This window comes from Halomonas sp. NCCP-2165 (genome assembly GCF_023708045.1).
GTDB classification, from domain to species: Bacteria; Pseudomonadota; Gammaproteobacteria; order Pseudomonadales; family Halomonadaceae; genus Bisbaumannia; species Bisbaumannia pacifica.
This window is the reverse complement of sequence record NZ_BRCY01000040.1, coordinates 1-25,184: the sequence shown is the minus strand read 5'-3', so window position 1 is coordinate 25,184 and position 25,184 is coordinate 1. Positions and strand designations below refer to the sequence as shown.

At 67.4% G+C, this 25,184-nt stretch carries 21 protein-coding genes and 1 pseudogene; 16 read left to right on the top strand and 6 right to left on the bottom strand.

Annotated elements, in window-relative coordinates:
• Positions 1-74: 74 nt before the first annotated feature.
• From dapD to map, 5 genes are all read right to left on the bottom strand, one after another.
• Positions 75-1,100, bottom strand: a complete 1,026-nt coding sequence (gene dapD / locus NFU04_RS15290; protein WP_251310282.1) for a 2,3,4,5-tetrahydropyridine-2,6-dicarboxylate N-succinyltransferase — start codon at positions 1,098-1,100, stop codon at positions 75-77.
• Positions 1,101-1,139: 39 nt separating this feature from the next.
• On the bottom strand, positions 1,140-1,493 hold the full coding sequence (locus NFU04_RS15285) for an arsenate reductase (protein ID WP_251310281.1): 354 nt from the start codon (positions 1,491-1,493) through the stop codon (positions 1,140-1,142).
• Complete coding sequence (gene dapC / locus NFU04_RS15280) at positions 1,493-2,692, bottom strand: succinyldiaminopimelate transaminase (RefSeq protein ID WP_251310280.1); 1,200 nt, start codon at positions 2,690-2,692, stop codon at positions 1,493-1,495. Before dapC ends, NFU04_RS15285 begins: the two co-directional genes overlap by 1 nt.
• A 128-nt stretch (positions 2,693-2,820) precedes the next feature.
• Positions 2,821-5,496, bottom strand: coding sequence for a [protein-PII] uridylyltransferase (locus NFU04_RS15275; RefSeq protein WP_251310279.1), 2,676 nt, complete (start codon positions 5,494-5,496; stop codon positions 2,821-2,823).
• Between the two features lies 1 nt (position 5,497).
• Positions 5,498-6,289 (bottom strand): type I methionyl aminopeptidase, encoded by a 792-nt coding sequence (gene map, locus NFU04_RS15270; RefSeq protein WP_251310278.1) that lies wholly within the window; start codon positions 6,287-6,289, stop codon positions 5,498-5,500.
• Between the two features lie 292 nt (positions 6,290-6,581).
• On the opposite strand from map, the gene rpsB reads away from it, so the two are divergent.
• From rpsB to dnaE, 16 genes are all read left to right on the top strand, one after another.
• The gene (gene rpsB / locus NFU04_RS15265) at positions 6,582-7,313 is read left to right on the top strand and encodes a 30S ribosomal protein S2 (RefSeq protein WP_146803920.1); all 732 of its coding nucleotides are present in this window, start codon (positions 6,582-6,584) and stop codon (positions 7,311-7,313) included.
• Between the two features lie 178 nt (positions 7,314-7,491).
• Positions 7,492-8,361, top strand: a complete 870-nt coding sequence (tsf, locus tag NFU04_RS15260; protein ID WP_251310277.1) for a translation elongation factor Ts — start codon at positions 7,492-7,494, stop codon at positions 8,359-8,361.
• A gap of 182 nt (positions 8,362-8,543) precedes the next feature.
• Complete coding sequence (gene pyrH, locus NFU04_RS15255; RefSeq protein ID WP_146803922.1) at positions 8,544-9,308, top strand: UMP kinase; 765 nt, start codon at positions 8,544-8,546, stop codon at positions 9,306-9,308.
• A gap of 4 nt (positions 9,309-9,312) precedes the next feature.
• Positions 9,313-9,870: a ribosome recycling factor gene (frr, locus tag NFU04_RS15250; RefSeq protein WP_146803923.1), complete on the top strand. Its 558-nt coding sequence runs from the start codon at positions 9,313-9,315 to the stop codon at positions 9,868-9,870.
• Between the two features lie 51 nt (positions 9,871-9,921).
• Positions 9,922-10,680, top strand: a complete 759-nt coding sequence (gene uppS / locus NFU04_RS15245) for a polyprenyl diphosphate synthase (RefSeq protein ID WP_251310276.1) — start codon at positions 9,922-9,924, stop codon at positions 10,678-10,680.
• Positions 10,673-11,470 (top strand): phosphatidate cytidylyltransferase, encoded by a 798-nt coding sequence (locus NFU04_RS15240; protein ID WP_251310275.1) that lies wholly within the window; start codon positions 10,673-10,675, stop codon positions 11,468-11,470. Before uppS ends, NFU04_RS15240 begins: the two co-directional genes overlap by 8 nt.
• Entirely contained in the window at positions 11,467-12,666 is a 1,200-nt protein-coding gene (ispC, locus tag NFU04_RS15235; protein ID WP_251310274.1) for a 1-deoxy-D-xylulose-5-phosphate reductoisomerase, read from the top strand. The genes NFU04_RS15240 and ispC overlap by 4 nt, the downstream gene beginning before the upstream one ends.
• Positions 12,667-12,669: 3 nt before the next feature.
• Positions 12,670-14,025 (top strand): RIP metalloprotease RseP, encoded by a 1,356-nt coding sequence (gene rseP / locus NFU04_RS15230; RefSeq protein ID WP_251310273.1) that lies wholly within the window; start codon positions 12,670-12,672, stop codon positions 14,023-14,025.
• 154 nt (positions 14,026-14,179) lie between these two features.
• Entirely contained in the window at positions 14,180-16,516 is a 2,337-nt protein-coding gene (bamA, locus tag NFU04_RS15225; RefSeq protein WP_251310272.1) for an outer membrane protein assembly factor BamA, read from the top strand.
• A gap of 34 nt (positions 16,517-16,550) precedes the next feature.
• Entirely contained in the window at positions 16,551-17,057 is a 507-nt protein-coding gene (locus NFU04_RS15220) for an OmpH/Skp family outer membrane protein (RefSeq protein ID WP_251310271.1), read from the top strand.
• A gap of 47 nt (positions 17,058-17,104) precedes the next feature.
• Complete coding sequence (gene lpxD / locus NFU04_RS15215) at positions 17,105-18,145, top strand: UDP-3-O-(3-hydroxymyristoyl)glucosamine N-acyltransferase (RefSeq protein ID WP_251310270.1); 1,041 nt, start codon at positions 17,105-17,107, stop codon at positions 18,143-18,145.
• A gap of 110 nt (positions 18,146-18,255) precedes the next feature.
• On the top strand, positions 18,256-18,699 hold the full coding sequence (gene fabZ, locus NFU04_RS15210) for a 3-hydroxyacyl-ACP dehydratase FabZ (protein ID WP_251310269.1): 444 nt from the start codon (positions 18,256-18,258) through the stop codon (positions 18,697-18,699).
• A complete protein-coding gene (gene lpxA, locus NFU04_RS15205; RefSeq protein WP_251310268.1) occupies positions 18,696-19,463 on the top strand; it encodes an acyl-ACP--UDP-N-acetylglucosamine O-acyltransferase in 768 nt (255 codons plus the stop codon). The genes fabZ and lpxA overlap by 4 nt, the downstream gene beginning before the upstream one ends.
• Entirely contained in the window at positions 19,447-20,664 is a 1,218-nt protein-coding gene (gene lpxB / locus NFU04_RS15200) for a lipid-A-disaccharide synthase (RefSeq protein WP_285835164.1), read from the top strand. Before lpxA ends, lpxB begins: the two co-directional genes overlap by 17 nt.
• Entirely contained in the window at positions 20,661-21,287 is a 627-nt protein-coding gene (gene rnhB / locus NFU04_RS15195; protein ID WP_251310267.1) for a ribonuclease HII, read from the top strand. Before lpxB ends, rnhB begins: the two co-directional genes overlap by 4 nt.
• 269 nt (positions 21,288-21,556) lie before the next feature.
• On the top strand, positions 21,557-25,060 hold the full coding sequence (gene dnaE / locus NFU04_RS15190; protein WP_251310266.1) for a DNA polymerase III subunit alpha: 3,504 nt from the start codon (positions 21,557-21,559) through the stop codon (positions 25,058-25,060).
• Here dnaE and NFU04_RS15185 read toward each other — a convergent pair.
• Positions 25,057-25,184: pseudogene (locus NFU04_RS15185) on the bottom strand (IS481 family transposase); the annotation flags it as partial. The gene dnaE and the pseudogene NFU04_RS15185 overlap by 4 nt on opposite strands.

The window sequence follows — 25,184 nt, the reverse complement described above, 5'->3', positions numbered from 1 at the left end:
GGGGTGGGGCTGGCGGACATGGGCATTCCTGGTCGGGAAGGCGGCCGGGCCCGCACGCGCGGGCCCGGAGACGCTTAGTTGTGGGCGTGCAGCGCTTCGTTGAGGGCGATGGCGCTCTTGTTGGTCAGGCACTCGATGCGGCCATTCACCGAGTTGCGGCGCAGCAGCAGGTCGTCCTGGCCGGCCAGCTCGCGGGCGGCCACGGTGCGGACCTCCTGGCCCTGGTCGTCGAGCACGGCGACCTTGGCACCGGCGGTGATATAGAGGCCCGCCTCCACGGTGCAGCGGTCGCCCAAGGGGATGCCGATGCCGGCATTGGCGCCGATCAGGCAGCCTTCGCCCACCTTGATGATGATATTGCCACCGCCGGAGAGGGTGCCCATGGTGGAGCAGCCGCCGCCCAGGTCGGAGCCCTTGCCGACCATCACGCCGGCGGAGATGCGCCCTTCGATCATGCCGGGGCCTTCGGTGCCGGCATTGAAGTTGACGAAGCCCTCGTGCATCACGGTGGTGCCCTCGCCCAGGTAGGCGCCCAGGCGCACCCGGGCGGTGTCGCCGATGCGCACGCCGGCGGGCACCACGTAGTCGGTCATCTTGGGGAACTTGTCGACGCAGTCCACGGAGAGGGTACGGCCCGCCAGGCGCGCCTTGAGGCGCCGTGCCGGCAGCTCCTCGATATCGATGGCGCCTTCGTTGGTCCAGGCCACGTTGCGCAGCAGGCCGAACATGCCGGTGAGGTCCAGGCCGTGGGGCTTGACCAGGCGGTGGGAGAGCAGGTGCAGCTTGAGGTAGACCTCGGGGGCGGACTCCGGGGCGCTGTCCTCGGCGAGGAACATGGCCACCAGCGGGCGCTGGCTGGCGGCGAAGGCCTCGGCCAGCTCGGCCTGGTCGGTGTGGCCGGCCTCGCGCAGGGCACTGGCCAGGGCGGCGCACTGCTCGGGCAGGAAGCTTACCGCGGCCTTGCCGGCGGGGGCGTCGAGGGCCTTGGCGGCGGCCGCCACCAGGCTGTCGTCGGGGTTGAGCAGGGGCGCCGGGTAGTAGATCTCCAGCCAGTCGCCCTGGGTGTTCTGGGTGCCGATTCCGAGTGCAAAGCTCAGCATGGGGTGTGTCCTCTTGGAAAATAAGGGGCGAGCCGTGGCTCAGCCCGGGAGATTGTCGTAGTCGCCGTCACGGTAGCCCACCAGGATCTCGTCGCCGGTATCCAGCAGCGGGCGCTTGAGCAGGGTGGGGTGGGCCAGCATCAGCTCCCGCGCCTTGTTGGCATCGACGTCGGCCTTGTCGGCCTTGTCGGCCTCGTCGAGCTGGCGCCAGGTGGTGCTGCGCTTGTTGAGCAGGGTCATCACCGGCACCCGCTCGAGGATCGCCTCGAGCAGCGGCGCGGAGAGGCCATCCTCGCGCAGGTCGTGGAACTGGTAGGGGATGCCGGCCCCGTCCATGGCCTTGCGGGCCTTGCGGCAGGTATCGCAGTTCTTGATGCCGTAGAGGGTGAACATCAGCCTCTCCTTTCGATAAAGCGGCGAATACGCCGGGCCGCTTCCAGCGTGGCCTCCACCTCGGCCACCAGGGCCAGGCGCAGGCGACCGGTTCCAGGGTTGGTGCCGCTCGAGCCCACGCGGCCCATATAGCTGCCCGGCAGCACGCTGACGTGCTCCTCGGCGAACAGCTCGCGGGTGAAGGCCTCGTCGTCGCCGCCGGGGACCGCCGGCCACAGGTAGAAGCTGGCCTGCGGCGTGGGGAAGTCCATCACCGGGGCGAGGATCTCGGTGACCGCGGCGAACTTCTCCCGGTAGGCGTCGCGGTTGGCGCGCACATGGGCCTCGTCATTCCAGGCGGTGATGGATGCGTGCTGCAGCGGCAGCGACATGGCGCAGCCGTGGTAGGTGCGGTAGCGCTTGAAGGGGGCGATCAGCCCGGCATCGCCGGCCACGAAGCCGGAGCGCAGCCCCGGCAGGTTGGAGCGCTTGGAGAGCGAATGGAAGACCAGGCAGCGGCGATAGTCGTGACGCCCCAGGGCCGCGCAGGCCTCGAGCAGCCCGGGAGGCGGGGCGGCCTCGTCCAGGTAGAGCTCCGAATAGCACTCGTCGGAGGCGATGATAAAGTCGTGTTCATCCGCCAGGGCAATGAGTTTCTTGAACTCCTCCAGCGGGGTGACCGCCCCGGTGGGGTTGCCCGGCGAGCAGAGGAAGACGATCTGCACCTCGCGCCAGGTCTCGGCGGGCACGGCGTCGAAATCGGGGCGGAAGCCGCTCTCGGCGGTGCAGTCCAGGTAGAGGGGCGTGCCGCCGGCCAGCAGGGTGGCGCCCTCGTAGATCTGGTAGAAGGGGTTGGGCACCGCCACCCTGGCCGGACGGCTGCGATCCAGCGCGGCCTGGACGAAGGCGAAGATCGCCTCCCGGGTGCCATTGACCGGCAGTACCTGGGTGTCGCTATCCAGGCCGCTCAGGCCGAAACGTCGGGTCGCCCAGGCGGCGATGGCGCCACGCAGCGCGTCCGTCCCCGCCGTGGCCGGGTAGCGGGCCATCTCGTCGCGATGCTCGGTGAGGCTCTCCAGGGCCGCCGCATAGGGGGCGTGCTGGGGCTCGCCGATGGTCAGGGGGATCGGCGCGAGGTCCGCGGGGGGCGTGACGCCGGCACGCAGGGCGGCGAGCTTCTCGAAGGGGTAAGGCTGGAGGGCGTCGAGATCGGGATTCATGGGTGTCCTGGCCGCCCGGCGCGGGCGAGATATCGTTATTGGCGTGGGCCCGTGAATCGCAAGGCCCCGGGTGCGTCTAGGCAAGCGATTATAGGGAAGCGGCCCTGGGGCCTCAAACCCGGGGCGCTTTAGACATCCAATACCTCGATCAGCCGTGCCCGCAGCCGTTCCTGGCGGGCCGGATCGGTCAGCGGCTCGCCGGCCTTGGTGGTGATAAAGAAGACGTCCTCGACCCGCTCGCCCAGGGTGGCGATCTTGGCCGCCGAGAGGGCGATGTCCTGCTCCATGAAGATGCGCCCCACCCGGGCCAGCAGGCCGGGGCGGTCCGGGGCCACCAGTTCCAGCATGGTGCGCTCGTTGGCCAGGTCCTGCTCCAGGGCGACCCGGGTCGGCACCTGGAAATGCTTGAGCTGGCGCGGGGTGTGGCGGGTGACGATCTGCGGGTAGTCCTCCGGGTCGTCCAGCTCCTCCACCAGGTGGGCGCGGATCTCCTCCAACTGGGCGCGGTCGCGGATCGCCTGGTGCTGGTGATCCAGGACGATAAAGGTGTTGAGGGTCCAGTCGTTGCTGGAGGTGGCGATGCGCGCGTCGTGGATGGAGAGGCCGAGCTGATCCATGGCGGCGGCGGTGGCGGCGAAGAGGTCATCCGCGGAGCGGGTGTGGATAAACACCTTGGTGCCGCCCTCGGCCATGTCCTCGGTGGGGGCGCTGATCAGGATCAGCGGCAGCTCCGAGCCCTCGTGGGCGAGGATGCCCTGGGTCTGCCAGACGATCTCGCTGGGCGCGTACTGCAGGAAGTACTCTTCGCCCAGGGAGTCCCATAGCTGGGCCACCCGCTGGCCATCGGCGCCCACCGCCAGCAACAGCGAGAAGGCCTCCTCGCGGGTCTCGCGTACCCAGTCCTCGCGATCCGGCGGGTTCTCCAGGCCGCGGCGCAGGGCGCGCTTGGTCTCGCCGTGCAACTGGCGCAGCAGCGAGGCCCGCCAACCGTTCCACAGCGCCGGGTTGGTGGCGCTGATATCCGCCACGGTGAGCACATAGAGGTAATCCAGGTGGATCTCGTCGCGTACCAGGCGGGCGAAGTCGCGGATCACGTCCGGGTCGGTGATATCGCGCTTCTGGGCCACCTTGGACATCAAGAGGTGGTTCTCCACCAGCCAGCTGACCAGCCGGGTGTCCCGGGGCGAGAGGCCGTGGCGCTCGCAGAAGGCCTCGGCATCCCGGGCGCCGAGGATGGAGTGATCGCCGCCGCGACCCTTGCCGATATCGTGGTAGAGGCCGGCGATCCACAGCAGCTCCAGCTTGGGCAACTGGTGCACCAGCACCGAGGCCACCGGAAACTCCTCCCGGGCCTCGGGCTCGCGGAAGCGCTGGATGCACTTGAGCAGGCGCAGGGTATGGGCGTCGACGGTATAGATATGGAAGAGGTCGTGCTGCATCAGCCCCACCGCCTGGCCGAACTCCGGCAGGTACTTGCCGAGTACCCCGTAGCGATTCATGCGCCGCAGCTGGCGCGCCACATTGCCGGAGGAGCGCAGCAGCTCCATGAACAGGCTCTGGTGGCGCAGGTCGTCCCGGTAGAGATCGTCGATCAGGTGGCGGTGGTCGCGGATCAGGCGGATGGTGTCGGCGCGTACCCCCTCGATCTCCGGGTGCTGGGCCATCAGCAGGAAGAGTTCCAGCAGGGCCGCCGGGCGGTAGCGGAAGACGCCGGGGCTGCGCGCCTGGATATAGCCGCCGGTGACCTCGAAGCGGTCGTTGAGGGGGCGCGTCTCGAGGCGCTCCTCGCCGCGCAGGATCACCTCGTCGAAGTGCTGAAGCAGCATGTCGTTGAGGCCGGCCAGCGCCGTCACATGGCGGTAGTAGCGCTTCATGAACTGCTCCACCGCCAGGCGCTCCGGGGTGTCCCGGTAGCCGAACAGCTCGGCGATGGTGCGCTGGTGGTCGAACTGCAGGCGATCCTCGGCGCGCCCGGTGAGCATATGCAGGGCATAGCGCACCTGCCACAGGAAGGCCTGGCCCTGGCTGAGGATGCGCAGCTCGGCATCGTTCATGAAGCCGTTGGCCACCAGCTCCTCGTAGCCCAGGGGGCCGAAGTGACGCTTGGCGACCCAGCCGATCATCTGGATATCCCGCAGCCCGCCGGGGGAGCTCTTGATATTGGGTTCCAGGTGATACTCGGAATTGTTGTAGCGGTAGTGGCGGGCGATCTGCTCCTGCCACTTGGCCTCGAAGAAGCGATCCGCGGGCCATAGCCGCTCGGTGGCCAGGCGTTGGCGCATGGCCTGGCGCAGCCGCTCGGGGCCGGCCAGGGTGCGGCTCTCCAGCAGGTTGGTGATCACCGTGACATCATCGCGGGCCTCGCGCTCGCAGTCGTTCAGCGAGCGCACGCTATGGCCGATCTCCAGGCCGATATCCCAGAGGAAGGTGATAAAGGCGGTGAGCGACTCCCGGTAGGGGGCGTCGTCGTCCTCCTCCAGCAGGAACAGCAGGTCGATATCGGAGTGGGGGTGCAGTTCGCCGCGACCATAGCCACCCACGGCGAGCAGGGCGATGCCCTCCTCGGGCCAGGGGTGGCGTGCCCAGGCGATGGCCAGCAGCTGATCCAGGCACCAGGCGCGGCCGCGCACCAGGTCGCGGATATCGGCGCCGCCGCGAAAGCGTTCGTCGAGGCGTGCCTGGATCGCCTTCAGCTCCGCCTTGAAGGGGACGATCGGGGAGCGATGGGTGGCCAGCTCGGCGGCGAAGGCCTCACCGTCGAACAGGCCGGGGTCGGGACGAAAGCGATGATGGTGTAGCAGCATGTCAGTGCTCGAGGAAGCCGAGATCTTCCTCGCTGCGGGCGGTGAGCACCTCGACGCCATCGGCGGTGACCCGCAGGGTGTGCTCCCACTGGGCGGAGAGGCTGCGATCCTTGGTCACCGCGGTCCAGTTGTCGCGCAGTACCTTGGTGCGGTGGTCGCCCACGTTGATCATCGGCTCGATGGTGAAGCACATGCCCTCGGCCAGTTCGATATCGGCCTCGGGGGCGTAGCCGTCGTAGTGGAGGATCTGCGGGTCCTCGTGGAAGCCGGCGCCGATGCCGTGGCCGCAGAAGTCGCGTACCACCGAGTAGCCATTGGCCTCGGCATGCTGCTGGATCACCCGGGCCAGGGCCGACAGGCGCACCCCGGGCTTGACCAGGGCGATGCTCTTGTAGAGGCACTCCTGGGTGATGCGGCACAGCCGCTCGCCCTGGATGGTCTCGCCGACGATAAACATCTTGCTGGTGTCGCCATGGTAGCCGTCGGCGGTCTTGACGGTGACATCCAGGTTCATGATGTCGCCCTTCTTGAGCTTCTTGCCGGCGTCGGGGATGCCGTGGCACACCACATGATTGATGGAGGTGCAGATCGACTTGGGGAAGCCGTGATAGTTGAGGGGGGCCGGCACCGAGCCCAGCTCGTCGACGATAAAGTCGTGGCACAGGCGATCGAGCTCGCCGGTGGTGACACCGGCCTGCACGTGGGGGGTGATCATTTCCAGCACCAGGGCGGCCTGGCGGCCGGCCTCGCGCATCTTCTCGATCTCGTCGGGCGTCTTGATAGGAACGTTCATGGAATCTCGATCATGGGGAGGGTGGCGCCCCTGGGGCACTCTCGGGGAGGTGGCCACGGCGGAGGGGCGGCTTCATCTTGGCATCGTTCTATGGTATAAAGCCGCGCGCTTTCCTGCAATCGTCCGCCCTTGTGGCCCCCCGGGGCCGGCGGCGATAATAGCGAGGGCGTGATCCAAACGCCTAAAACACACATGCACCGACACAGGGTCCCGGGTGCCGTGGCGACCAGCGGTCGAACGGTCGGATCCCTGGGGTGCATGGAGGCCTAACCCGAGTTTTCAGGAGTCTTTCATGTCTCAAGTCAATATGCGTGACCTGCTCAAGGCGGGTGCCCACTTCGGTCACCAGACCAAGTACTGGAACCCCAAGATGAGCAAGTTCATCTTCGGCGCGCGCAACAAGATCCACATCATCAACCTCGAGCACACCCTGCCGGCCCTGAACGACGCCGTGGCCGTGGTCGAGAAGATGGCTGCCGCCAACAACAAGATCATGTTCGTCGGCACCAAGCGTGCCGCCAGCAAGATCATCAAGGAAGAAGCCAGCCGCGTGGGGATGCCCTTCGTGAACCATCGCTGGCTGGGCGGCATGCTCACCAACTACAAGACCATCCGCGTCTCCATCAAGCGTCTGCGCGAGCTCGAAGCCATGCATGAAGATGGCACCTTCGAGAAGCTGACCAAGAAGGAAGTCCTGATGGCCACCCGCGAGCAGGAGAAGCTGGACCGCTCCATCGGTGGTATCAAGGAGATGGGTGGCCTGCCCGATGCGCTCTTCGTGATCGACGTCGACCACGAGCGTATCGCCATCAACGAAGCCAACAAGCTGGGCATCCCGGTCATCGGCGTGGTGGACACCAACTCCAACCCGGACGGTGTGGATTACGTGATCCCCGGCAACGATGACTCCATCCGCGCCATCCAGATCTACGTCCAGGCCATCGCCGGCGCCTGCGCCAAGGCGAAGGAAGGTCGTCCCGACGAGTTCGTCGAGGTCTCCGAGTCCGACGAAGTCGCCGAGTGATGCTGTACCGCCGACACTGAGTGTCATCTAGGCCTGCGATCCTGAGTCGCGGGCTCGGCGGCCCCTACCAGGGTCGGCGGATAAGGAGGGGGCCTGGGCCCCCTTTTTTCCCGTTCTGCCTGCGGGTGCGGCGGGAAATGCCCCGATTACCGACGCGAATCATTCAGAGGTTATTACCATGGCAGCTATCAGCGCCTCACAGGTCAAGGAACTGCGCGAGCGTACCGGGCTCGGCATGATGGAGTGCAAGAAGGCTCTCACCGAAGCCGGCGGCGACATCGAACTGGCCATCGAGAACCTGCGCAAGAGCTCTGGCCTCAAGGCCGCCAAGAAGGCCGACCGCACCGCCGCCGAAGGCGCCGTGGTCACCCGCGTGGCAGCCGACGGCAGCTACGGCGTGATGGTCGAGATCAACTCCGAGACCGACTTCGTGGCCCGTGACGACAACTTCAAGGCCTTCGCCGACCGGGTCGTCGACGCCCTGTTCGAGTCCAAGAGCGACGACGTGGCCGCCCTGATGGGTGGTGACATGGAAGACGTTCGCCAGCAGCTGGTGCAGAAGATCGGCGAGAACATCTCCGTGCGTCGTGCCGTGCTGGTCGAGGCCGGCGAAGGCAACCGCGTGGGCGCCTATGTCCACGGCGGCCGCATCGGCGTGCTGACCGTGCTCCAGGGTGCCACCGAGGAAGCCGCCAAGGATGTCGCCATGCACGTGGCCGCCATCAACCCGGCCGTGGCGCGTCCCGAGCATATGGCTCAGGAGCAGCTCGACAAGGAAAAGGCGATCATCCTGGCCCAGCCGGACATGGCCGGCAAGCCGGAGAACATCGCCGAGAAGATGGTTCAAGGCCGCCTGAAGAAGTACCTGGCCGAGAACAGCCTGACCGAGCAGCCCTTCGTCAAGAACCCCGACCAGTCCGTGGCCGAGTTCGTCAAGGCCGCCGGCGGCGAAGTGATTGGCTTTACCCGCTACGAAGTGGGCGAGGGCATCGAGAAGGAAGAAGTCGACTTCGCCAAGGAAGTGATGGAACAGGCCAAGCGCAGCTAAGGTCCGAGTTCCACGAGACGTGTTGGCGTGCGCGCAAGCGCACGCCTTCGCGTATCCGGCCGACGCTTTCGTCGGCCACAGCGTTAACCACGCCAGGAGTTGTCCCCCTTGGTCGCCCAGCGGTTGAGCTAAGGTAGACAGACTCCCCCGATTGATTACTGCCGCTGCCAGGAGATTCGCCCATGACCGTCGACACCCCCGCCACCGACCGCGCCCAGCCCGAGCGTGGCGCCAAGAGCAAGTACAAGCGTATCCTGCTCAAGCTCTCCGGCGAGGCCCTGATGGGCGAGCACGACTTCGGGATCGATCCCAAGGTGCTCGACCGCATGGCCCTGGAGATCGGTCAACTGGTGGGCATCGGCGTCCAGGTGGGGATCGTCATAGGCGGCGGCAATCTGTTCCGCGGCGCGGCGCTGCACGAGGCCGGCATGGAGCGGGTCACCGGCGATCATATGGGCATGCTGGCCACGGTGATGAATGCCCTGGCCATGCGCGACGCCCTGGAGCGCTCGAACATCCGCTCGCGAGTGATGTCGGCCATTCCCATGAGCGGCGTGGTGGAACACTATGATCGCCGCACCGCCATCCGCTACCTCACCTCCGGTGACGTGGTACTCTTCTCCGCCGGCACCGGCAACCCCTTCTTCACCACCGATTCCGCGGCCTGCCTGCGCGGCATCGAGATCGACGCCGACGTGGTGGTCAAGGCCACCAAGGTGGACGGGGTCTACGACAAGGATCCGGTGAAGCACGCCGATGCCGTCAAGTACGAGCAGCTCAACTACGACGAGGTGCTCGACCAGAAGCTCGGGGTGATGGATTTGACCGCCATCTGCCTGGTGCGGGACCATGGCATGCCGGTGCGCGTGTTCGATATGAACAAGTCCGGCGCGCTGCTGAACCTGGTGGTGGGTGGCAAGGAAGGCACGCTGATAGATAGAGGTTGAAACCGTGATCGACGACATCAAGAAAGACGCCGAAGGCCGCATGAAGAAGACCCTGGAATCGCTCCAGGCCAACTTCCACAAGATCCGTACCGGGCGTGCCCATACCAGCATTCTCGACGCCGTGACCGTGGAGTACTACGGCTCCCAGGTGCCCCTGAACCAGGTGGCCAACGTGAATATCGAGGATGCCCGGACCCTCTCCGTGGTGCCCTGGGAGAAGCCCATGGTGCCCAAGGTGGAGAAGGCCATCCTGACCTCGGACCTGGGCCTCAACCCCTCCACCAACGGCAACGTGATCCGCGTGCCGATGCCGATGCTCACCGAGGAGACGCGCAAGGGCTATATCAAGCAGGCCCGCGGCGAGGCGGAGCAGGCGCGGGTGGCGGTACGCAACGTGCGCCGCGACGCCAATGGTGATATCAAGTCTCTGCTCAAGGAGAAGGAGATCACCGAGGACGAGCAGCACCAGGGCGAGGACGCGGTTCAGAAGCTCACCGACAAGTACATCGCCGAGATCGACAAGCTGCTGGAAGCCAAGGAACACGACCTGATGCAGGTCTGAGGCGCGGCGGGCCCCAGGGCCCGCCTTTCCCTTCCTCCCGTGCGAGTCCCCATGACGTCAACGCAGTCCCCCCAAACCCCTCGTGGTGGTACGCCGCGCCATGTGGCGATCATCATGGATGGCAACAATCGCTGGGCCAAGGCCCGGGGCCTCTCCGGCATTCGCGGCCACCATGCCGGCGTCGAGTCGGTGCGCGCGGTGATCCGTCGCGCCGCCGAACGCGGCGTCGAGACCCTGACCCTGTTCGCCTTCTCCAGCGAGAACTGGAAGCGCCCCCCCGCCGAAGTGAACGCGCTGATGGAGCTCTTTCTGTTGGCGCTGAAGCGCGAAGTGCGCAAGCTGCATGAGCACGATATTCGCCTCACGGTGATCGGTGAGCGCAGTGCCTTTTCGACTTCCATCCAGAAGCATGTGGCCCGGGCCGAAGCCCTGACCGCCGACAATCGCGGCCTGCACCTGGTGATCGCCGCCAACTATGGCGGACGCTGGGACATCGCCAGCGCCGCCCGACGCCTCGCCGAGCGCGTCCAGGCCGGCGAGCTGGATCCCGCCGAGATCGACGAGGCGGCCCTGGATCGCGAGATCAGCCTGGCCGAGGATGCGCCGGTGGACCTGTGCATCCGCACCAGCGGCGAGCAGCGCATCTCCAACTTCCTGCTCTGGCAGCTGGCCTACGCCGAATTCCACTTCTCGCCGCTGCTGTGGCCCGACTTCGATGCCGCGGCCTTCGACCTGGCCCTCGATGATTTCGCCCGTCGCCAGCGTCGTTTCGGCATGACCGATGAACAGATCGAGGCCCAAGGTGCTTAAGCAGCGACTGATTACCGCCCTGATCCTGGCGCCCCTGGTCCTGCTGGGGCTGTTCGGCCTCGACGGTGGCGCCTTCGCCCTCTTTGCCGGCGCCATCGTCCTGCTGGGGGCCTGGGAATGGGTCAACCTGGCCGGCTATGAGCGCCCGGGGGCTCGCCTGCTGGGCGTCGCCGGGGCGGCGGCGCTGATGGCGCTGCTGTGGCTCGTCGACGCCACCCAGGCCACCTGGCCGCTGTGGCTGGCCGCCGCCGGCTGGCTGGTCAACCTCTACTGGGTCATCCACTATCCCGAGCGTCAGGCCCAGTGGCAGGCGCCGCCCCGGCGCCTGGCCATGGGGCTCTGGGTGCTGTTGCCTACCTGGGTCGGATTTATCGCCCTGCGCGACTGCGGGGTCGAGTGGCTGCTCTTCGTGCTGCTGCTGGTGTGGACCGCCGATAGCGGCGCCTACTTCGCCGGTCGCGCCTATGGACGCCGCAAGCTGGCACCCAGCGTCAGTCCCGGCAAGTCCTGGGAGGGCGTGCTGGGCGGCCTGGCCGCCACCACCCTGCTGGCGCTGGGGTTCGCCTTCTGGCTGGGGCTCGCCCCGGGGCAGCTGGCACAGTTGATCCTGATCACCTGGCTGGTCACCGCCATCTCGGTGGTGGGGGATCTGTTCGAGAGCATGCTCAAGCGCACTCGTGGCATCAAGGACTCCAGCGCCCTGCTGCCCGGGCATGGCGGGGTGCTCGACCGCATCGACAGCCTGACCGCCGCCGTGCCCCTCTTCGCCTTGCTGCGCCTATGGTTATGAGTCCTGCCCCCCAGGGCGTCACGGTGCTGGGCGCCACCGGTTCCATCGGTACCAGCACCCTCGATGTCATCGCCCGCCACCCCGAGCGCTATCGGGTACACGCCCTGACCGCCCACCGCGACCGCCAGGGCCTCTTGAGCCTCTGCCTGCGCCATCGCCCGGCGGTGGCCGTGCTGGGTAGCGAGGCGGATGCCGCCTGGCTGCGACTCCAGTTGGCCGCGGCGGGCCTGGAGACCGAGGTGGCCGCCGGCGAGGCGGCCCTGTGCGAGGTGGCCGAGGCCGGCGAGGCGGCGGTGGTGATGGCGGCCATCGTCGGCGCCGCCGGCCTGCTGCCGACCCTGGCCGCGGTGCGTGCCGGCAAGCGGGTGCTGCTGGCCAACAAGGAGGCCCTGGTGATGTCCGGGGCCCTGTTTATGGAGGCGGTGGCGGCCCATGGCGCGACCCTGCTGCCCATCGACTCCGAACACAATGCCATCTTCCAGTGTCTACCCGTCGAGCACCGGGGTGGCCTGGGGCGCCACGGCATCACCCAACTGCTGCTGACCGCCTCCGGCGGCCCCTTCCGGGGCTGGAACGCCGAGCAACTGGCCGCGGTGACGCCGGAGCAGGCCTGTGCCCACCCCAACTGGTCCATGGGGCGGAAGATTTCCGTGGACAGTGCCACCCTGATGAACAAGGGGCTGGAACTGATCGAGGCGTGCTGGTTGTTCGATACCGCGCCGCAGCAGATTCAGGTGGTGGTGCACCCCCAGAGCGTGATCCACTCCATGGCCGCCTACAGCGACGGCTCGGTGCTGGCGCAGCTGGGTAATCCGGACATGCGTACGCCCATCGCCTATGGCCTGGCCTGGCCGGAACGCATCGATGCCGGGGTCGAGGCGCTGGACCTGTTCCAGGTGGCGCGTCTCGACTTCGAGGCCCCGGACGAGGCGGCCTTTCCCTGCCTGCGCCTGGCACGGCAGGCCATGGAGGCCGGCGGCACGGCGCCGGCGATGCTCAATGCCGCCAATGAGGTAGCGGTGGCCGCCTTCCTCGAGGGGCGGCTCGGTTTTACCGGGATTCCGCGCCTGGTGGCGGCGGTGCTCGACGAGCTGGAAGTGCGCTCGGCCCGGACCCTGGAGGGGATCCTGGCCGAGGATGCCCGGGCACGGCGCACCGCCGAGGCCCTGTTGGTGACGCTGACGCGGGGAGACTAAGCGATGGGCGTGATCCAGAACGTGTTGGCGGTGATCCTGGTCCTGGGCCTGCTGATCACCTTTCACGAATATGGTCACTACTGGGTGGCCAAGCGTTGTGGGGTCAAGGTGCTGCGCTTCTCGGTGGGCTTCGGCAAGCCGCTCTGGTCGCGTACCGATCGCCATGGTACCGAGTTCGCCGTGGCCGCCATCCCCCTGGGGGGCTACGTCAAGATGCTCGACGAGCGGGAGGGGCCGGTGGCCCCGGACGAGCGTCACCGGGCCTTCAACAACCAGTCCGTGTGGGCGCGGATCGCCATCGTCGTCGCCGGTCCCCTGGCCAATTTCCTGCTCGCCATCGTCGCCTACTGGCTGCTCTTCGTGGTGGGCACCACCACGGTGGCGCCGGTGGTGGGGGCGGTGACCCCCGACTCGCCGGCGGCCCGCGGCGGGCTGGCCCCGGGCCAGGAGATCGTCGCCATTCAGGGCGAACGGGTGCGCTCCTGGGAGGAGGCCAACCTCAAGCTGGTGGCGGTCATCGGCCACAGCGGCGAATTGCGTGTCAGCACTCGGGACGAAGGCGGCGAGGTGGTCCGGGAGCGCGGTCTGCCGGTGGAGAACTACCTGGTGCGCCAGGATCCGCCCCGGCCGCTGTCGAGCCTGGGGCTCACCCCCTGGCGGCCGGCCTTCCCCGCCGAGCTGGGGCAGGTGCTGGAAGGCGAGGCGGCGGCCGCCGCCGGCCTCGAGCCCGGCGACCGGATACTCCGCATCGACGGTGAAGTCATCGCTGACTGGACGCATTTCGTCGAGGTGGTGCGGGCCCATCCCGATGAGGCCCTGGACCTGGAGGTGCGGCGTGGCGACGAGCGGCTGAGCCTGACCCTGGTGCCGGGGCGCAACGAGTCGGAGACGGGGAGTGCCATCGGCTATATCGGCGCCGGGGTGGCGCCGGTGGCGTGGCCCGAGGAGTATCGTCGCGAGGTGCGCTATGGCCCCCTGGCGGCCCTGGGGCAGTCGCTGTCACGCACCGGCGAGATGTCGCTGCTGACCCTGGATGCGATCCGCAAGATGCTGGTGGGGCTGATCTCGCCCTCCAACCTCTCCGGGCCCATCACCATCGCCCGGGTGGCGGGGGACACCGCCCGCAGCGGCCTGGAGAGCTTTATCAGCTTCATGGCCTACCTCTCGATCAGCCTGGGGATCCTCAACCTGCTGCCGATCCCGGTGCTGGATGGCGGCCACCTGGCCTACTACGTCATCGAGGCGCTGCGCGGCCGGCCGGTCTCCGAGAAGGCGCAGGCCATCGGCCTGCGCATCGGCCTGGCCCTGGTGGGCAGCCTGATGTTCATGGCCCTCTATTTCGATCTGATGCGGCTGTAATGGTCTCCCCGAGCCGTTGGCGTTGGTCGGGGAAGCCTCCTCGGCCTTGTCAGTTACCCGCACAAATGTATAAGGTGCCTATTTCGAACACCGTTCCTCCTGGCAGGGAAGCACGGGATCTCGATGGGCAGATCAACGCGAGCGAAGCGACTGAATGAAACTCAAGACCATCGGATTGGCAGCGCTGCTACTGGCCGGCGCCCAGTCGGCCTCGGCGAACGAATTCAATATCTCCGATATTCGCGTGGAGGGCCTGCAGCGCGTCCCCGCGACCTCCGTCTTCAATGCCTTCCCCCTGGGTACCGGTGAGCGGGTCGACGAACGCGAGCTGGCCGAGGCGGCCCGCGAGCTCTTCGCCACCGGCCTCTTCGAGGATATCCGCCTGGCGCGTGACGGCGAGGTGCTGATCATTCAGGTGGAGGAGCGCCCCTTTATCGCCGCCATCGAGATCAGCGGCAACTCCCTGGTGCCGGAAGAAGAGCTGCGCCGGGCCATGCGCGGCGTCGACCTGGCCGAGGGCGAGGTGCTGCAGCTCTCCACCCTGGAGGAGATGCAGCGGGAACTGGAGCAGCTCTACCAGTCCCAGGGCCGTTACAGCGCGCGCATCGACACCCGGATCGAGGAGGTCGGCGACAACCGCGTTCGGGTCAATATCGATATCAACGAAGGGGCGGTGGCGCGGATCCGTCAGATCAATATCGTCGGCAATCGCGCCTTCGATAACGACACCCTGAGGGAGGTCTTCGAGCTCGAGGATCGCCCGGGGCGGATCTTCGGCTGGTTCTCCAAGGACGAGTATTCCCGCGAGGCCCTGGCCGGGGACCTGGAGCGACTGCGCTCCTTCTACCTGGATCGCGGCTATGTGAACTTCGATATCGCCTCGACCCAGGTGGCCATCAGCCCCGATCAGTCGCAGATCTTCGTCACCATCAATGTCGACGAGGGGCGTCAGTATCGCCTCGGCGATATTCGTTTCGAGGGTGACCTGATCATCTCGCCCAGCGAGGCCCGTGAGCTGGTGACGGCGACCCCGGGGGAGATCTTCTCGCGCAGCGAGGTCACCGCCTCGGTGGAGGCCCTGCGCTCGCGCCTGGGGGCCGAGGGCTTCACCTTCGCCGAGATCGAGCCGATTCCCCAGGTGCGGGACGATGGCGAGACCGTGGACCTGCTGCTGGCGGTCAACCCGGGTCGCCGCGCCTATGTGCGGCGCATCGAGTTCATCGGCAATACCACCACCCAGGACGAGGTGCTGCGCCGCGAGATGATCCAGCTGGAGGGGGCCCCGGCCTCCACCGAGTCGATCAGCCAGTCCCGCCAGCGCCTGGAGCGCCTGGGCTTCTTCAAGCAGGTCGAGGTCGAGACCCGGCCGGTGCCCGGCGAGCCGGATCAACTGGACGTGACCTATCGGGTCGAGGAGCAGCCGTCCGGTTCCATTTCCGCGAGCATCGGCTTCTCGCAGACCGCCGGGGTGATCTACGGCGCCGGCCTCTCCCAGAACAACTTCCTGGGCACCGGCAACCGGGTCAACTTCAATGCCCAGCGCAGCGATACCTTCACCGGACTCAATTTCGGCTATACCGATCCCTACTGGACCCTGGATGGTATCTCCCGCGGTTATGACCTCTTCTATCGGGAAACCGATTACGAGGATTCGGATATCTCCACCTACTCCACCGACTCCCTCGGTGGCGGCATCAATTTCGGCTATCCGATCGACGAGAACAGCCGCCTCAACTTCGGGGCCAGCGTCGAAGACCTGACGATCAAGACCTATAACGATACCGCCCTGGAGATTCGCCAGTACGTGGAGGATCAGGGGGCCGATGCCCAGAGCCTCAAACTCACCGCCAGCTGGACCCGCAATAACCTCAATCGTGGGGTGATGCCCACCGCCGGCAACTATCAGCGCCTCTCCCTGGAGGCCGCCGTGCCGGGCAGCGATGCCGACTATTATCGGCTGCGCTACCGCGCCCAGCAGCTCTTCCCCCTGAGCGACGCCTGGTCGTTGAAGTTCGGCACCACCCTCGGTTATGCCGACAGCATCGGCAACGATCCCTACCCCTTCTATGAGAACTTCTTCTCCGGCGGCCTGGGCTCGGTGCGCGGTTTCACCGGCAATACCCTGGGGCCGCGTACCACGCCGCCGTCCGGGGTCGATCGGGAGCGTACCCTGGGCGGCAACGTCCTGGTGGAAGGCAGCGTGGAGCTCTTCTTCCCGGTGCCCTTCGTCGAGGATCAGCGCTCCCTGCAGGCGGGCTTCTTCCTGGATGGCGGCAACACCTTCCTGACCGACTGCCTGCCGGTGCCGGCGGGGGCGACCTCGCGCTGCGAGTCCGGTATCGATCTGGGCGAGCTGCGCTACAGTGCCGGTATCGGCCTCTCCTGGCTGACGCCGGTGGGACCGCTGACCTTCAGCGTCGCCGAACCCCTGAATGACGAGGAAGGCGACGACACCCAGTTCTTCCAGTTCTCGTTGGGTCAGACCTTCTGAGCCATCAACCTTTCGGATCACAGGAGAGTGACCTATGCGTAAATTGACCCTGGCCCTCGGCGTCGCCGCCCTGATGGGGAGCGCCAGCCTGGCTCAGGCCGCCGAGGTGGCGGTGCTGGACTGGCGCGAGGCGCTGATGGAGACCGACGAGGCGCAGCGCCAGATGAACGAGCTGCGCAGCGAGATCGAGGGGCCCCAGCAGGAGGCCCAGGCCCTCGGTCAGGAGCTCCAGGCCCTGCAGCAACGCCTGGAGCAGGACGGCGCCGTGATGTCCGACTCCGAGCGCGAGGCCCTGCTCCAGGAAGGCATGGAGAAGGAGCAGCGCTTCATGCAGCTGCGTCAGCAGATCGGCCAGGCGCAGATGCGGTCCGAGCAGGCCTTCCTGCAGGGGGCGGAGCCCAAGCTGGAGCAGGCCGTGGATCAGATCATCGCGCGCCACGATATCGAGGTGCTGATCGATCGTGACGGGGTGATTCACACCACCCTCGAGCTGACCGACGTCACCGACGAGGTCACCGAGATTCTCAACACCCTCAACTGACGAGTCGCCGGGAGTTCGCTCCCGGCCCCTGACCGGCAAAGGCGCCCATGACACACGCCCACACTCCCTCCTTCACCCTGGAGGAGCTGGCCGAGCGGCTCGGCGCGACCCTGATCGGCGATGGCCGGCGTCGGGTCACCGGCCTGGCCACCCTCACCGAGGCCGGCCCCGAGGAGATCACCTTCCTGGCCAACCGCGCCTACCTCAAGTATCTCCCCGAGACCCGAGCCGCGGCGGTCCTGCTGCACCCCGGTCAGGCCGAGGAGTGCCCCACCGCCTGCCTGACCCTGGACAACCCCTACCTGGGTTATGCGGCCCTGTCGCGACTCTTCGATCCGCTGAACGGCCGGCGCAGTCCCGGTATCCACCCCACCGCCGTGGTGGCCGATGGGGTGACGCTGGGGCGCGACGTGGAGATCGGTCCCCAGGCGGTGATCGAGTCCGGCGTCGAGCTGTGTGACGGCGTGGTGGTCGGGCCCGGTTGCATGATCGGCGCCGATAGTCGCATCGGCGCCGATTCCCGACTGCATGCCAATGTCACCGTCTATCATGGCGTGATCATCGGCGCGCGGGCCATCCTGCATAGCGGCTGCGTGATCGGTGGCGATGGCTTCGGCTTCGCCCATGATGGCGGGCGCTGGCACAAGATCGCCCAGTTGGGCGGCGTGGTGCTGGGCGACGACGTGGAGGTGGGCAGCTGCTCGAGCATCGACCGCGGCGCCCTGGGCGATACCCTGATCGGCGATGACGTCAAGATCGATAGCCAGGTGCAGATCGCCCACAATGTGCAGATCGGCGATCACAGCGCCCTGGCCGGCTGCGTCGGCATCGCCGGCTCCACCAAGGTGGGCAGGCACTGCCTGCTGGGCGGTGGCGTCGGCCTCTCCGGCCATCTGACGATCTGCGATGGCGTTCAGGTCACCGGCATGAGCCTGGTCACCAACTCCATCCATGAGCCCGGGGTCTACTCCTCCGGCACCGGGGCCATGAGTAACGCCCAGTGGCGCAAGAATGCGGTGCGCTTCAAGCAGCTGGACGCCCTGGCCAAGCGGCTGGCACGCCTGGAGAAGGCCCAGGAATCGCGTTGAGCCGAGCGCCGACGCGGGTATAATTCCCTCCTTCGCCAGTCAAACGGCGCCCGGCGCCGCTCCATGCTCGCCCGTCGGGCGAGCATTTTCGTCTTCCTAGAGGTGCCTCGATGGTAATGGACATCAACGACATTCGTGACTACCTGCCCCACCGCTACCCCTTCCTGCTGGTGGATCGGGTGATGGAACTGGAGCTGGGGCAATCCATCGTTGCCTACAAGAACGTCAGCGTGAACGAGCCCTTCTTCAACGGTCACTTTCCCCACCACCCGATCATGCCCGGGGTGCTGATCATCGAGGCCATGGCCCAGGCCTGTGGTATTCTGGGTTTCAAGACCGTCAACAAGCTGCCCGCCGATGGCTATGTCTACTACCTGGTGGGTAGCGACAATGCCCGCTTCAAGCGTCCGGTGATGCCCGGCGACCAGCTGCGCCTGGAGGCGCGGGTGGAGCGCGAGAAGCGCGGCATCTGGAAGTTCGCCTGCCGCGCCACCGTCGACGGTGAGCTGGCCTGCGAAGCCGATATCATCTGTGCCGAGAGGAAGGTCGCTTGATTCATCCCACCGCCATCGTTGACCCCAAGGCGCGTCTGGCCGAGGACGTCGAGGTGGGCCCCTTCAGCGTGATCGGGCCCGACGTGGAGATCGGCGCCGGCAGTCGCATCGGTCCCCATGTGGTGATCAAGGGCCCCACCGTGCTGGGCGAGCGGACCCGCATCTTCCAGTTCGCCTCGGTGGGCGAGGATTGCCAGGACAAGAAGTATGCCGGCGAGCCCACTCGCCTGGAGATGGGTGACGATAACGTGATCCGCGAGGGGGCGACCCTGCATCGCGGCACCGTTCAGGACCGCGGCGTCACCACCATCGGCTCCCGCAACCTCTTCATGGCCTATTCCCACGTGGGCCATGACTGCGTGATCGGCAGCGACTGTATCCTGGCCAATCAGGTGACCCTGGCCGGCCATGTGCACCTGGGCGATTTCGTTATCCTCGGCGGCCTCTCCGCGATACACCAGTTCTGTCGCTTCGGCGCCCACGCCATGGCCGGCGGCGGTTCCATCATCACCAAGGACGTGCCCGCCTATGTGATGATCAACGGCAACCCGGCCCAGCCCCATGGCCTCAACCTGGTGGGTCTCAAGCGTCGCGGCTTCTCCACTGAGGCGATCAAGGCGCTGAACGAGGCCTACAAGCTGGTCTACCGTCAGGGGCTGACCGTGGAGCAGGCCCTGGGCGAGATCCGCGGTCGCTTCCGGCTCGCCGAGACCGAGGCCTTTATCGCCTCCATCGAGGCCTCTACCCGTGGCATCATCCGCTAGGGCGGCCCCCCTGCGACGGGTCTATCTGGTCGCCGGGGAGCTCTCCGGCGATATCCTCGGTGCCGGCCTGATGCGTGAGCTCAAGGCGCGCCACCCCGGCGTCGAGTTTCGTGGCATCGGCGGCCCGCGGATGCTCGACGAGGGCATCGACAGCCGCTTCCCCCTGGAGACCCTCTCGGTGATGGGCCTGGTGGAGGTGCTCAAGCACCTGCCCGAGCTGCTGCGGGTGCGGCGTACCCTCTACCGGGATGCCCTGGCCTGGCGGCCGGATATCGTCATCGGCATCGATGCCCCGGACTTCAATCTGGGGCTGGAGCGCCGGCTGCGCGAGGCGGGCCTGACCATCGCCCACTATGTCAGCCCCTCGGTCTGGGCCTGGCGCCAGGGGCGGGTCAAGGGCATCGCCCAGTCCGTCGATGCCATGCTCACCTTCCTGCCCTTCGAAGCCGCCTTCTATCGTCGCCATCGGGTGCCGGTGGCCTTCGTCGGTCACCCCCTGGCCGACGAGTTGCCCCTGGACGTCGATCGTGGCGCCACGCGCCGTGCGCTCGGCCTGCCCGAGGCGGGGGAGCTGCTGGCCCTGTTGCCCGGTTCCCGGGCCAATGAGGTGCGCTTCCTGGGCGAGACCTTCCTGGGTGCCGCCGAACGGCTGTGCGCCCAGCGCCCCGCGCTCCGCGTGGTGATTCCCGCCGCGACCCCGGGGCGTCGCGAGCAGCTGGAGGCGCTGCTCACGGCACACCCGGCGCTGGCCGGGCGCGTCCACCTGCTCGATGGCCGCTCCCGGGAGGCCATGGTGGCCTCGGATATGGTGCTGCTGGCCTCGGGCACCGCGGCCCTGGAGGCGATGCTCTGCCATCGTCCCATGCTGGTGGCCTACAAGATGGCCCCGGCCACCCATTGGCTGGCCAAGCGGCTGGTCAAGACCGAGTGGATCTCGCTGCCCAACCTGATCGCCCGGGAGCCCCTGGTGCCGGAGCTGATCCAGAAGGCCGCCAGTAGCGAGGCGATCGCCGCGGAACTCGGCACCACGCTCGACGACGGCCCGGGCCGGGCCGCCCTGGAGGCGCGCTTCGCCGCCATGCATGCCGGGTTGCAGCGCGACGCCAGCCGCCGCGCCGCGGAGGCCATCGAGGCGCTGGTGGCGGGTACGCCGCTGCCCGCCAGCGTGGCCCCGGAGCGGGCCGAGGAGGTCGCGCCTTGACCCAGCGCAAGGGAGCCTCCCGGGAGCTGCCTCCGCTGGTGGTCGAGTATGCCGGCCAGCGCCTGGCCGGCGTCGATGAGGTCGGCCGAGGCCCCCTGGTGGGCGCCGTGGTGGCCGCCGCGGTGATCCTCGATCCCGCCCGGCCCATCGCCGGGCTGAATGACTCCAAGACGCTCTCCGCCAAGCGCCGCCAGTCCCTGGATGACGAGATCCGCGAGCGGGCGCTGGCCTTCGCCGTGGCCGAGGCGAGCCCCGCCGAGGTGGACGAGCTGAATATCTACCATGCGACGCATCTGGCCATGCGCCGCGCCATCGACGCCCTGAGCCCCGCCGCCGAATACCTGCTGGTGGACGGCAACCGCCTGCCTGGGCACCCGCTGCCGGGCCAGGCGGTGGTCAAGGGCGATGCCCGCCACCCGGCCATCGCCGCCGCCTCGATCCTCGCCAAGGTGGCCCGGGACGCTCAGATGCTCGCCCTGGATGGCCGCCACCCCGACTACGGCTTCGCTCGCCACAAGGGCTACCCGACCCGGGAGCACCTGGCCGCCCTGGAACGCCTGGGCCCGCTCCCCGAGCACCGCCGCTCCTTCGCCCCGGTCAGGCGCCAACTGGCGCTGTTCTAGCTGGGCTGGCGCAGTCGCCATGGATGAGGGGCGCTGGGGACAGGATGGAGCAAAGCGTCTTTTTCAGGGACGAAAAAGTCGAGCGCCCAGGGACGGGTTTACAGCGTCTTTGCGGAGTGCCTGTCCCCAGGGTAGCCCCGGGCCGCCAAGGAGGGGTATACCAACCGTGATAGCCCTGGCCGTTCTGGTCGAAACCGGGACAGGCCGCCCCCGAATCTGGCATTATCTCTGCGCGTTTCCCGACCCCAAGCGAGCCCCACGAGTCGTCTATGAGCCCCAGCTTCGTCCACCTCCGCGTACACACCGAATACTCCCTGGTCGACGGCCTGGTGCGTCTCAAGCCGCTGATCTCGCGGAGCGCCGAGATGGGCATGCCGGCCCTGGCCATCAGCGACGAGACCAACCTCTTCGGCCTGGTCAAGGCCTACAAGTCGGCCCAGGGCGCCGGCCTCAAGCCGATCATCGGCGCCGATTTCTGGCTGCATAACGACTACGACGAGGCCCACCCCTACCGCCTGACCCTGCTGGCCATGGACGCCGAGGGCTATCGCAACCTGACCGAGCTGATCTCCCGGGGATGGATGGAGGGCCAGCGGCTGGGGCTGCCGATCCTCCAGAAGGCCTGGGTCATCGCCCAGAGCGAGGGGCTGATCGCCCTGTCCGGCGGGCGCGAGGGCGAGGTCGGTCGCCACCTGCTCAGCGATCATCCCGACGAGGCGCGCACCCTGCTGGGAGAGTGGAACGCCGCCTTCCCGGGGCGCTTCTACCTGGAGCTGACGCGCACCGGCCGCCAGTACGAGGAGGAGTGCCTGCACCTCTCGGTCGAGCTCGCCGCCGAGACCGGTACCCCGGTGGTGGCCACCAACGACGTGCGCTTTATCGACAAGGAGGATTTCTGGGCCCACGAGACCCGGGTGGCCATCGGCGAGGGGCGGGCCCTGGACGACCCGCGCCGCGAGCGGCGCTACAGCGAAGAGCAGTACCTCAAGAGCCCGGCGGAGATGGCCGAGCTCTTCGCGGATATCCCCGAGGCGCTCGAGAACAGCCTGATGATCGCCGCCCGCTGCAACGTCGACGTGCGCCTGGGCGAGATCTTCCTGCCGGAGTTCGAGATCCCCGAGGGCATGACCCAGGACGAGTTCTTCCGCAAGGTCTCCCACGACGGCCTGACCGAGCGCCTGGACTTCCTCTATCCCGCCGACAAGTACCCTCGCGATGGCGCCGAGTATGCCGAGATCGATGCCCGCTACCGCAAGCGCCTCGACTTCGAGCTCGACATCATCATCCAGATGGGCTTCCCCGGCTACTTCCTGATCGTGATGGACTTTATCCAGTGGGCCAAGGACAACGACGTGCCGGTGGGGCCGGGGCGTGGCTCCGGGGCCGGCTCCCTGGTGGCCTACGCCCAGAAGATCACCGACCTGGACCCGCTGGAGTATGACCTGCTCTTCGAGCGCTTCCTCAACCCGGAGCGGGTCTCCATGCCCGACTTCGACGTCGACTTCTGCATGGAGAAGCGCGACCGGGTGATCGACTATGTGGCCGACCGCTACGGCCGCAACGCCGTGTCGCAGATCGTCACCTTCGGCACCATGGCCGCCAAGGCGGTGGTGCGCGACGTGGCCCGTGCCCAGGGCAAGCCCTACTCGCTGGGCGACAAGCTCTCCAAGCTGATCCCCTTCGAGGTGGGCATGACGCTGGCCAAGGCCATCGAGCAGGAGCCGGCCCTCAAGGAGTTCCTCGACAACGACGAGGAGGCCGCCGAGATCTGGGAGATGGCCAGGAAGCTCGAGGGCATCACCCGGGGTACCGGCAAGCACGCCGGGGGCGTGGTGATCGCCCCCACCAAGCTCACCGACTTCTCGCCCCTGCTGTGCGACGAGGACGGCAATGGCCTGGTGGTGCAGTTCGACAAGAACGACATCGAAGAGGCCGGGCTGGTCAAGTTCGACTTCCTCGGCCTGCGCACCCTGACCATCATCGACTGGGCCCTGGAGATGGTCGACAAGGTGCGCGCCGCCGCCGGCGAGGGGTCGCTGAATATCGATGCCATCCCCCTGGATGACGCCCCCACCTTCGAGATGCTCAAGCGCGCCGAGACCACGGCGGTCTTCCAGCTCGAATCCCGCGGCATGAAGGAGCTGATCAAGCGCCTGCAGCCGGATTCCCTGGAGGACATGATCGCCCTGGTGGCGCTGTTCCGCCCCGGCCCCCTGCAGTCGGGCATGGTCGACGACTTCATCAACCGCAAGCATGGCCGGGCGGAGATCTCCTATCCCCATCCGGACTACCAGCATGAATGGCTCAAGCCGGTGCTGGAGCCCACCTACGGCATCATCCTCTACCAGGAGCAGGTGATGCAGATCGCCCAGGTGCTGGCCGGCTACAGCCTGGGGCAGGCGGACATGCTGCGCCGCGCCATGGGCAAGAAGAAGCCCGAGGAGATGGCCAAGCAGCGGGTCGGCTTCATGGAGGGCTGCGCGGCCAACGGCATCGATAAGGACCTGGCGGGCAATATCTTCGACCTGGTGGAGAAGTTCGCCGGCTACGGCTTCAACAAGTCCCACTCGGCGGCCTACGGCCTGGTCTCCTACCAGACGGCCTGGTTGAAGGCGCACTACCCGGGGCCCTTCATGGCGGCGGTGATGTCCACCGAGATGGACAACCTGGACAAGGTGGTGCCGCTGATCGAGGAGTGCCGCAACCTCAGGCTCACCGTGACCCCGCCGGACGTCAACGTCGGCACCTACAAGTTCACCGTGGATACCGAGGGCCGGGTGGTCTACGGCCTGGGCGCCATTCGCGGCGTGGGCGAGGGGCCCATCGGCGCCATCGTCGAGGCCCGCGAGGCGGAGGGCCCCTTCCAGGACCTCTTCGACTTCTGCCGCCGGGTCGACCCCAAGCGCATGAACAAGCGCACCCTGGAGGCGCTGATCCGCTCCGGTGCCCTGGACAACCTGGGGCCCAACCGCGCCGTGCTGGCCGCGGCCCTGGACGATGCCCTCAAGGCCGCCGCCCAGACCCAGGCCAACCAGAACCTCGGCATGATGGACATGTTCGGCGAGGCCTTCGTCGACGAGGCGGAGGGGGGCGATGTCTACGCCGACTACCGCGGCGTACGGGAGTGGACCGACAAGGAGCGCCTGGGCGGCGAGAAGGAGACCCTGGGGCTCTACCTCACCGGTCACCCCATCGACGAGTACGAGCAGGAGCTCAAGCGCTTCGTGGCCACCCGCATCGGTGACCTGCGTCCCTCCCGGGAGCCACAGCGTATCGCCGGCCTGGTGGTGGGGGTGCGCACCATGAAGTCCAAGCGCGGCGATACCATGGCCTTCCTGACCCTGGACGACCGCACCGGGCGCATCGAGGCCTCCCTGTTCGGCGAGCTCTATGACCAGCTGCGTGGCCAGATCGAGGCCGACCAGGTGCTGATCATCGAGGGCGAGGTCTCCAGCGACGACTATTCCGGCGGCCTGCGGCTGCGCGGCAAGGAGGTCACCCCCATGGTGGCGGCGCGTACCCGCTACGCCCAGGCGGTGGAGCTGCGCATCGACGGCCAGCGCGCCAATGGCGGCCTGATCCGCAGCCTGGAGGCGAGCCTCGAGCCCTACCGCAGCGCCGAGGGGCTGCCGGTGCGTCTGCACTACCGCAACGCGCGCGCCGGCGGCTGGCTGGAGCTGGCCGAGGCCTGGCGGGTGGCCCCCAGCGATGAGCTGCTGATCGCCCTGCGCGAGGTCGAAGGCCAGGACGGGGTGGGGCTAAGTTACCGCTAGATGTGTAAACCCACCAGGTTGTTCACGGAAAGACCTAGCCGGCTAACCGGAGGATGGTAATCCAAGCTGGCATGCGGTCGATGCCAGTTGTACTGGTGAAGCCAAACCAGCAGATACCGGCCCC

Bases quoted from the DNA above. Each gene is read 5' to 3' on its own strand.
- dapD (WP_251310282.1), bottom strand. From the start codon at position 1,100: ATGCTGAGCTTTGCACTCGGAATCGGCACCCAGAACACCCAGGGCGAC.
- NFU04_RS15285 (WP_251310281.1), bottom strand. From the start codon at position 1,493: ATGTTCACCCTCTACGGCATCAAGAACTGCGATACCTGCCGCAAGGCC.
- dapC (WP_251310280.1), bottom strand. From the start codon at position 2,692: ATGAATCCCGATCTCGACGCCCTCCAGCCTTACCCCTTCGAGAAGCTC.
- NFU04_RS15275 (WP_251310279.1), bottom strand. From the start codon at position 5,496: ATGCTGCTACACCATCATCGCTTTCGTCCCGACCCCGGCCTGTTCGAC.
- map (WP_251310278.1), bottom strand. From the start codon at position 6,289: ATGAACGTTCCTATCAAGACGCCCGACGAGATCGAGAAGATGCGCGAG.
- rpsB (WP_146803920.1), top strand. From the start codon at position 6,582: ATGTCTCAAGTCAATATGCGTGACCTGCTCAAGGCGGGTGCCCACTTC.
- tsf (WP_251310277.1), top strand. From the start codon at position 7,492: ATGGCAGCTATCAGCGCCTCACAGGTCAAGGAACTGCGCGAGCGTACC.
- pyrH (WP_146803922.1), top strand. From the start codon at position 8,544: ATGACCGTCGACACCCCCGCCACCGACCGCGCCCAGCCCGAGCGTGGC.
- uppS (WP_251310276.1), top strand. From the start codon at position 9,922: ATGACGTCAACGCAGTCCCCCCAAACCCCTCGTGGTGGTACGCCGCGC.
- ispC (WP_251310274.1), top strand. From the start codon at position 11,467: ATGAGTCCTGCCCCCCAGGGCGTCACGGTGCTGGGCGCCACCGGTTCC.
- rseP (WP_251310273.1), top strand. From the start codon at position 12,670: ATGGGCGTGATCCAGAACGTGTTGGCGGTGATCCTGGTCCTGGGCCTG.
- bamA (WP_251310272.1), top strand. From the start codon at position 14,180: ATGAAACTCAAGACCATCGGATTGGCAGCGCTGCTACTGGCCGGCGCC.
- NFU04_RS15220 (WP_251310271.1), top strand. From the start codon at position 16,551: ATGCGTAAATTGACCCTGGCCCTCGGCGTCGCCGCCCTGATGGGGAGC.
- lpxD (WP_251310270.1), top strand. From the start codon at position 17,105: ATGACACACGCCCACACTCCCTCCTTCACCCTGGAGGAGCTGGCCGAG.
- fabZ (WP_251310269.1), top strand. From the start codon at position 18,256: ATGGTAATGGACATCAACGACATTCGTGACTACCTGCCCCACCGCTAC.
- dnaE (WP_251310266.1), top strand. From the start codon at position 21,557: ATGAGCCCCAGCTTCGTCCACCTCCGCGTACACACCGAATACTCCCTG.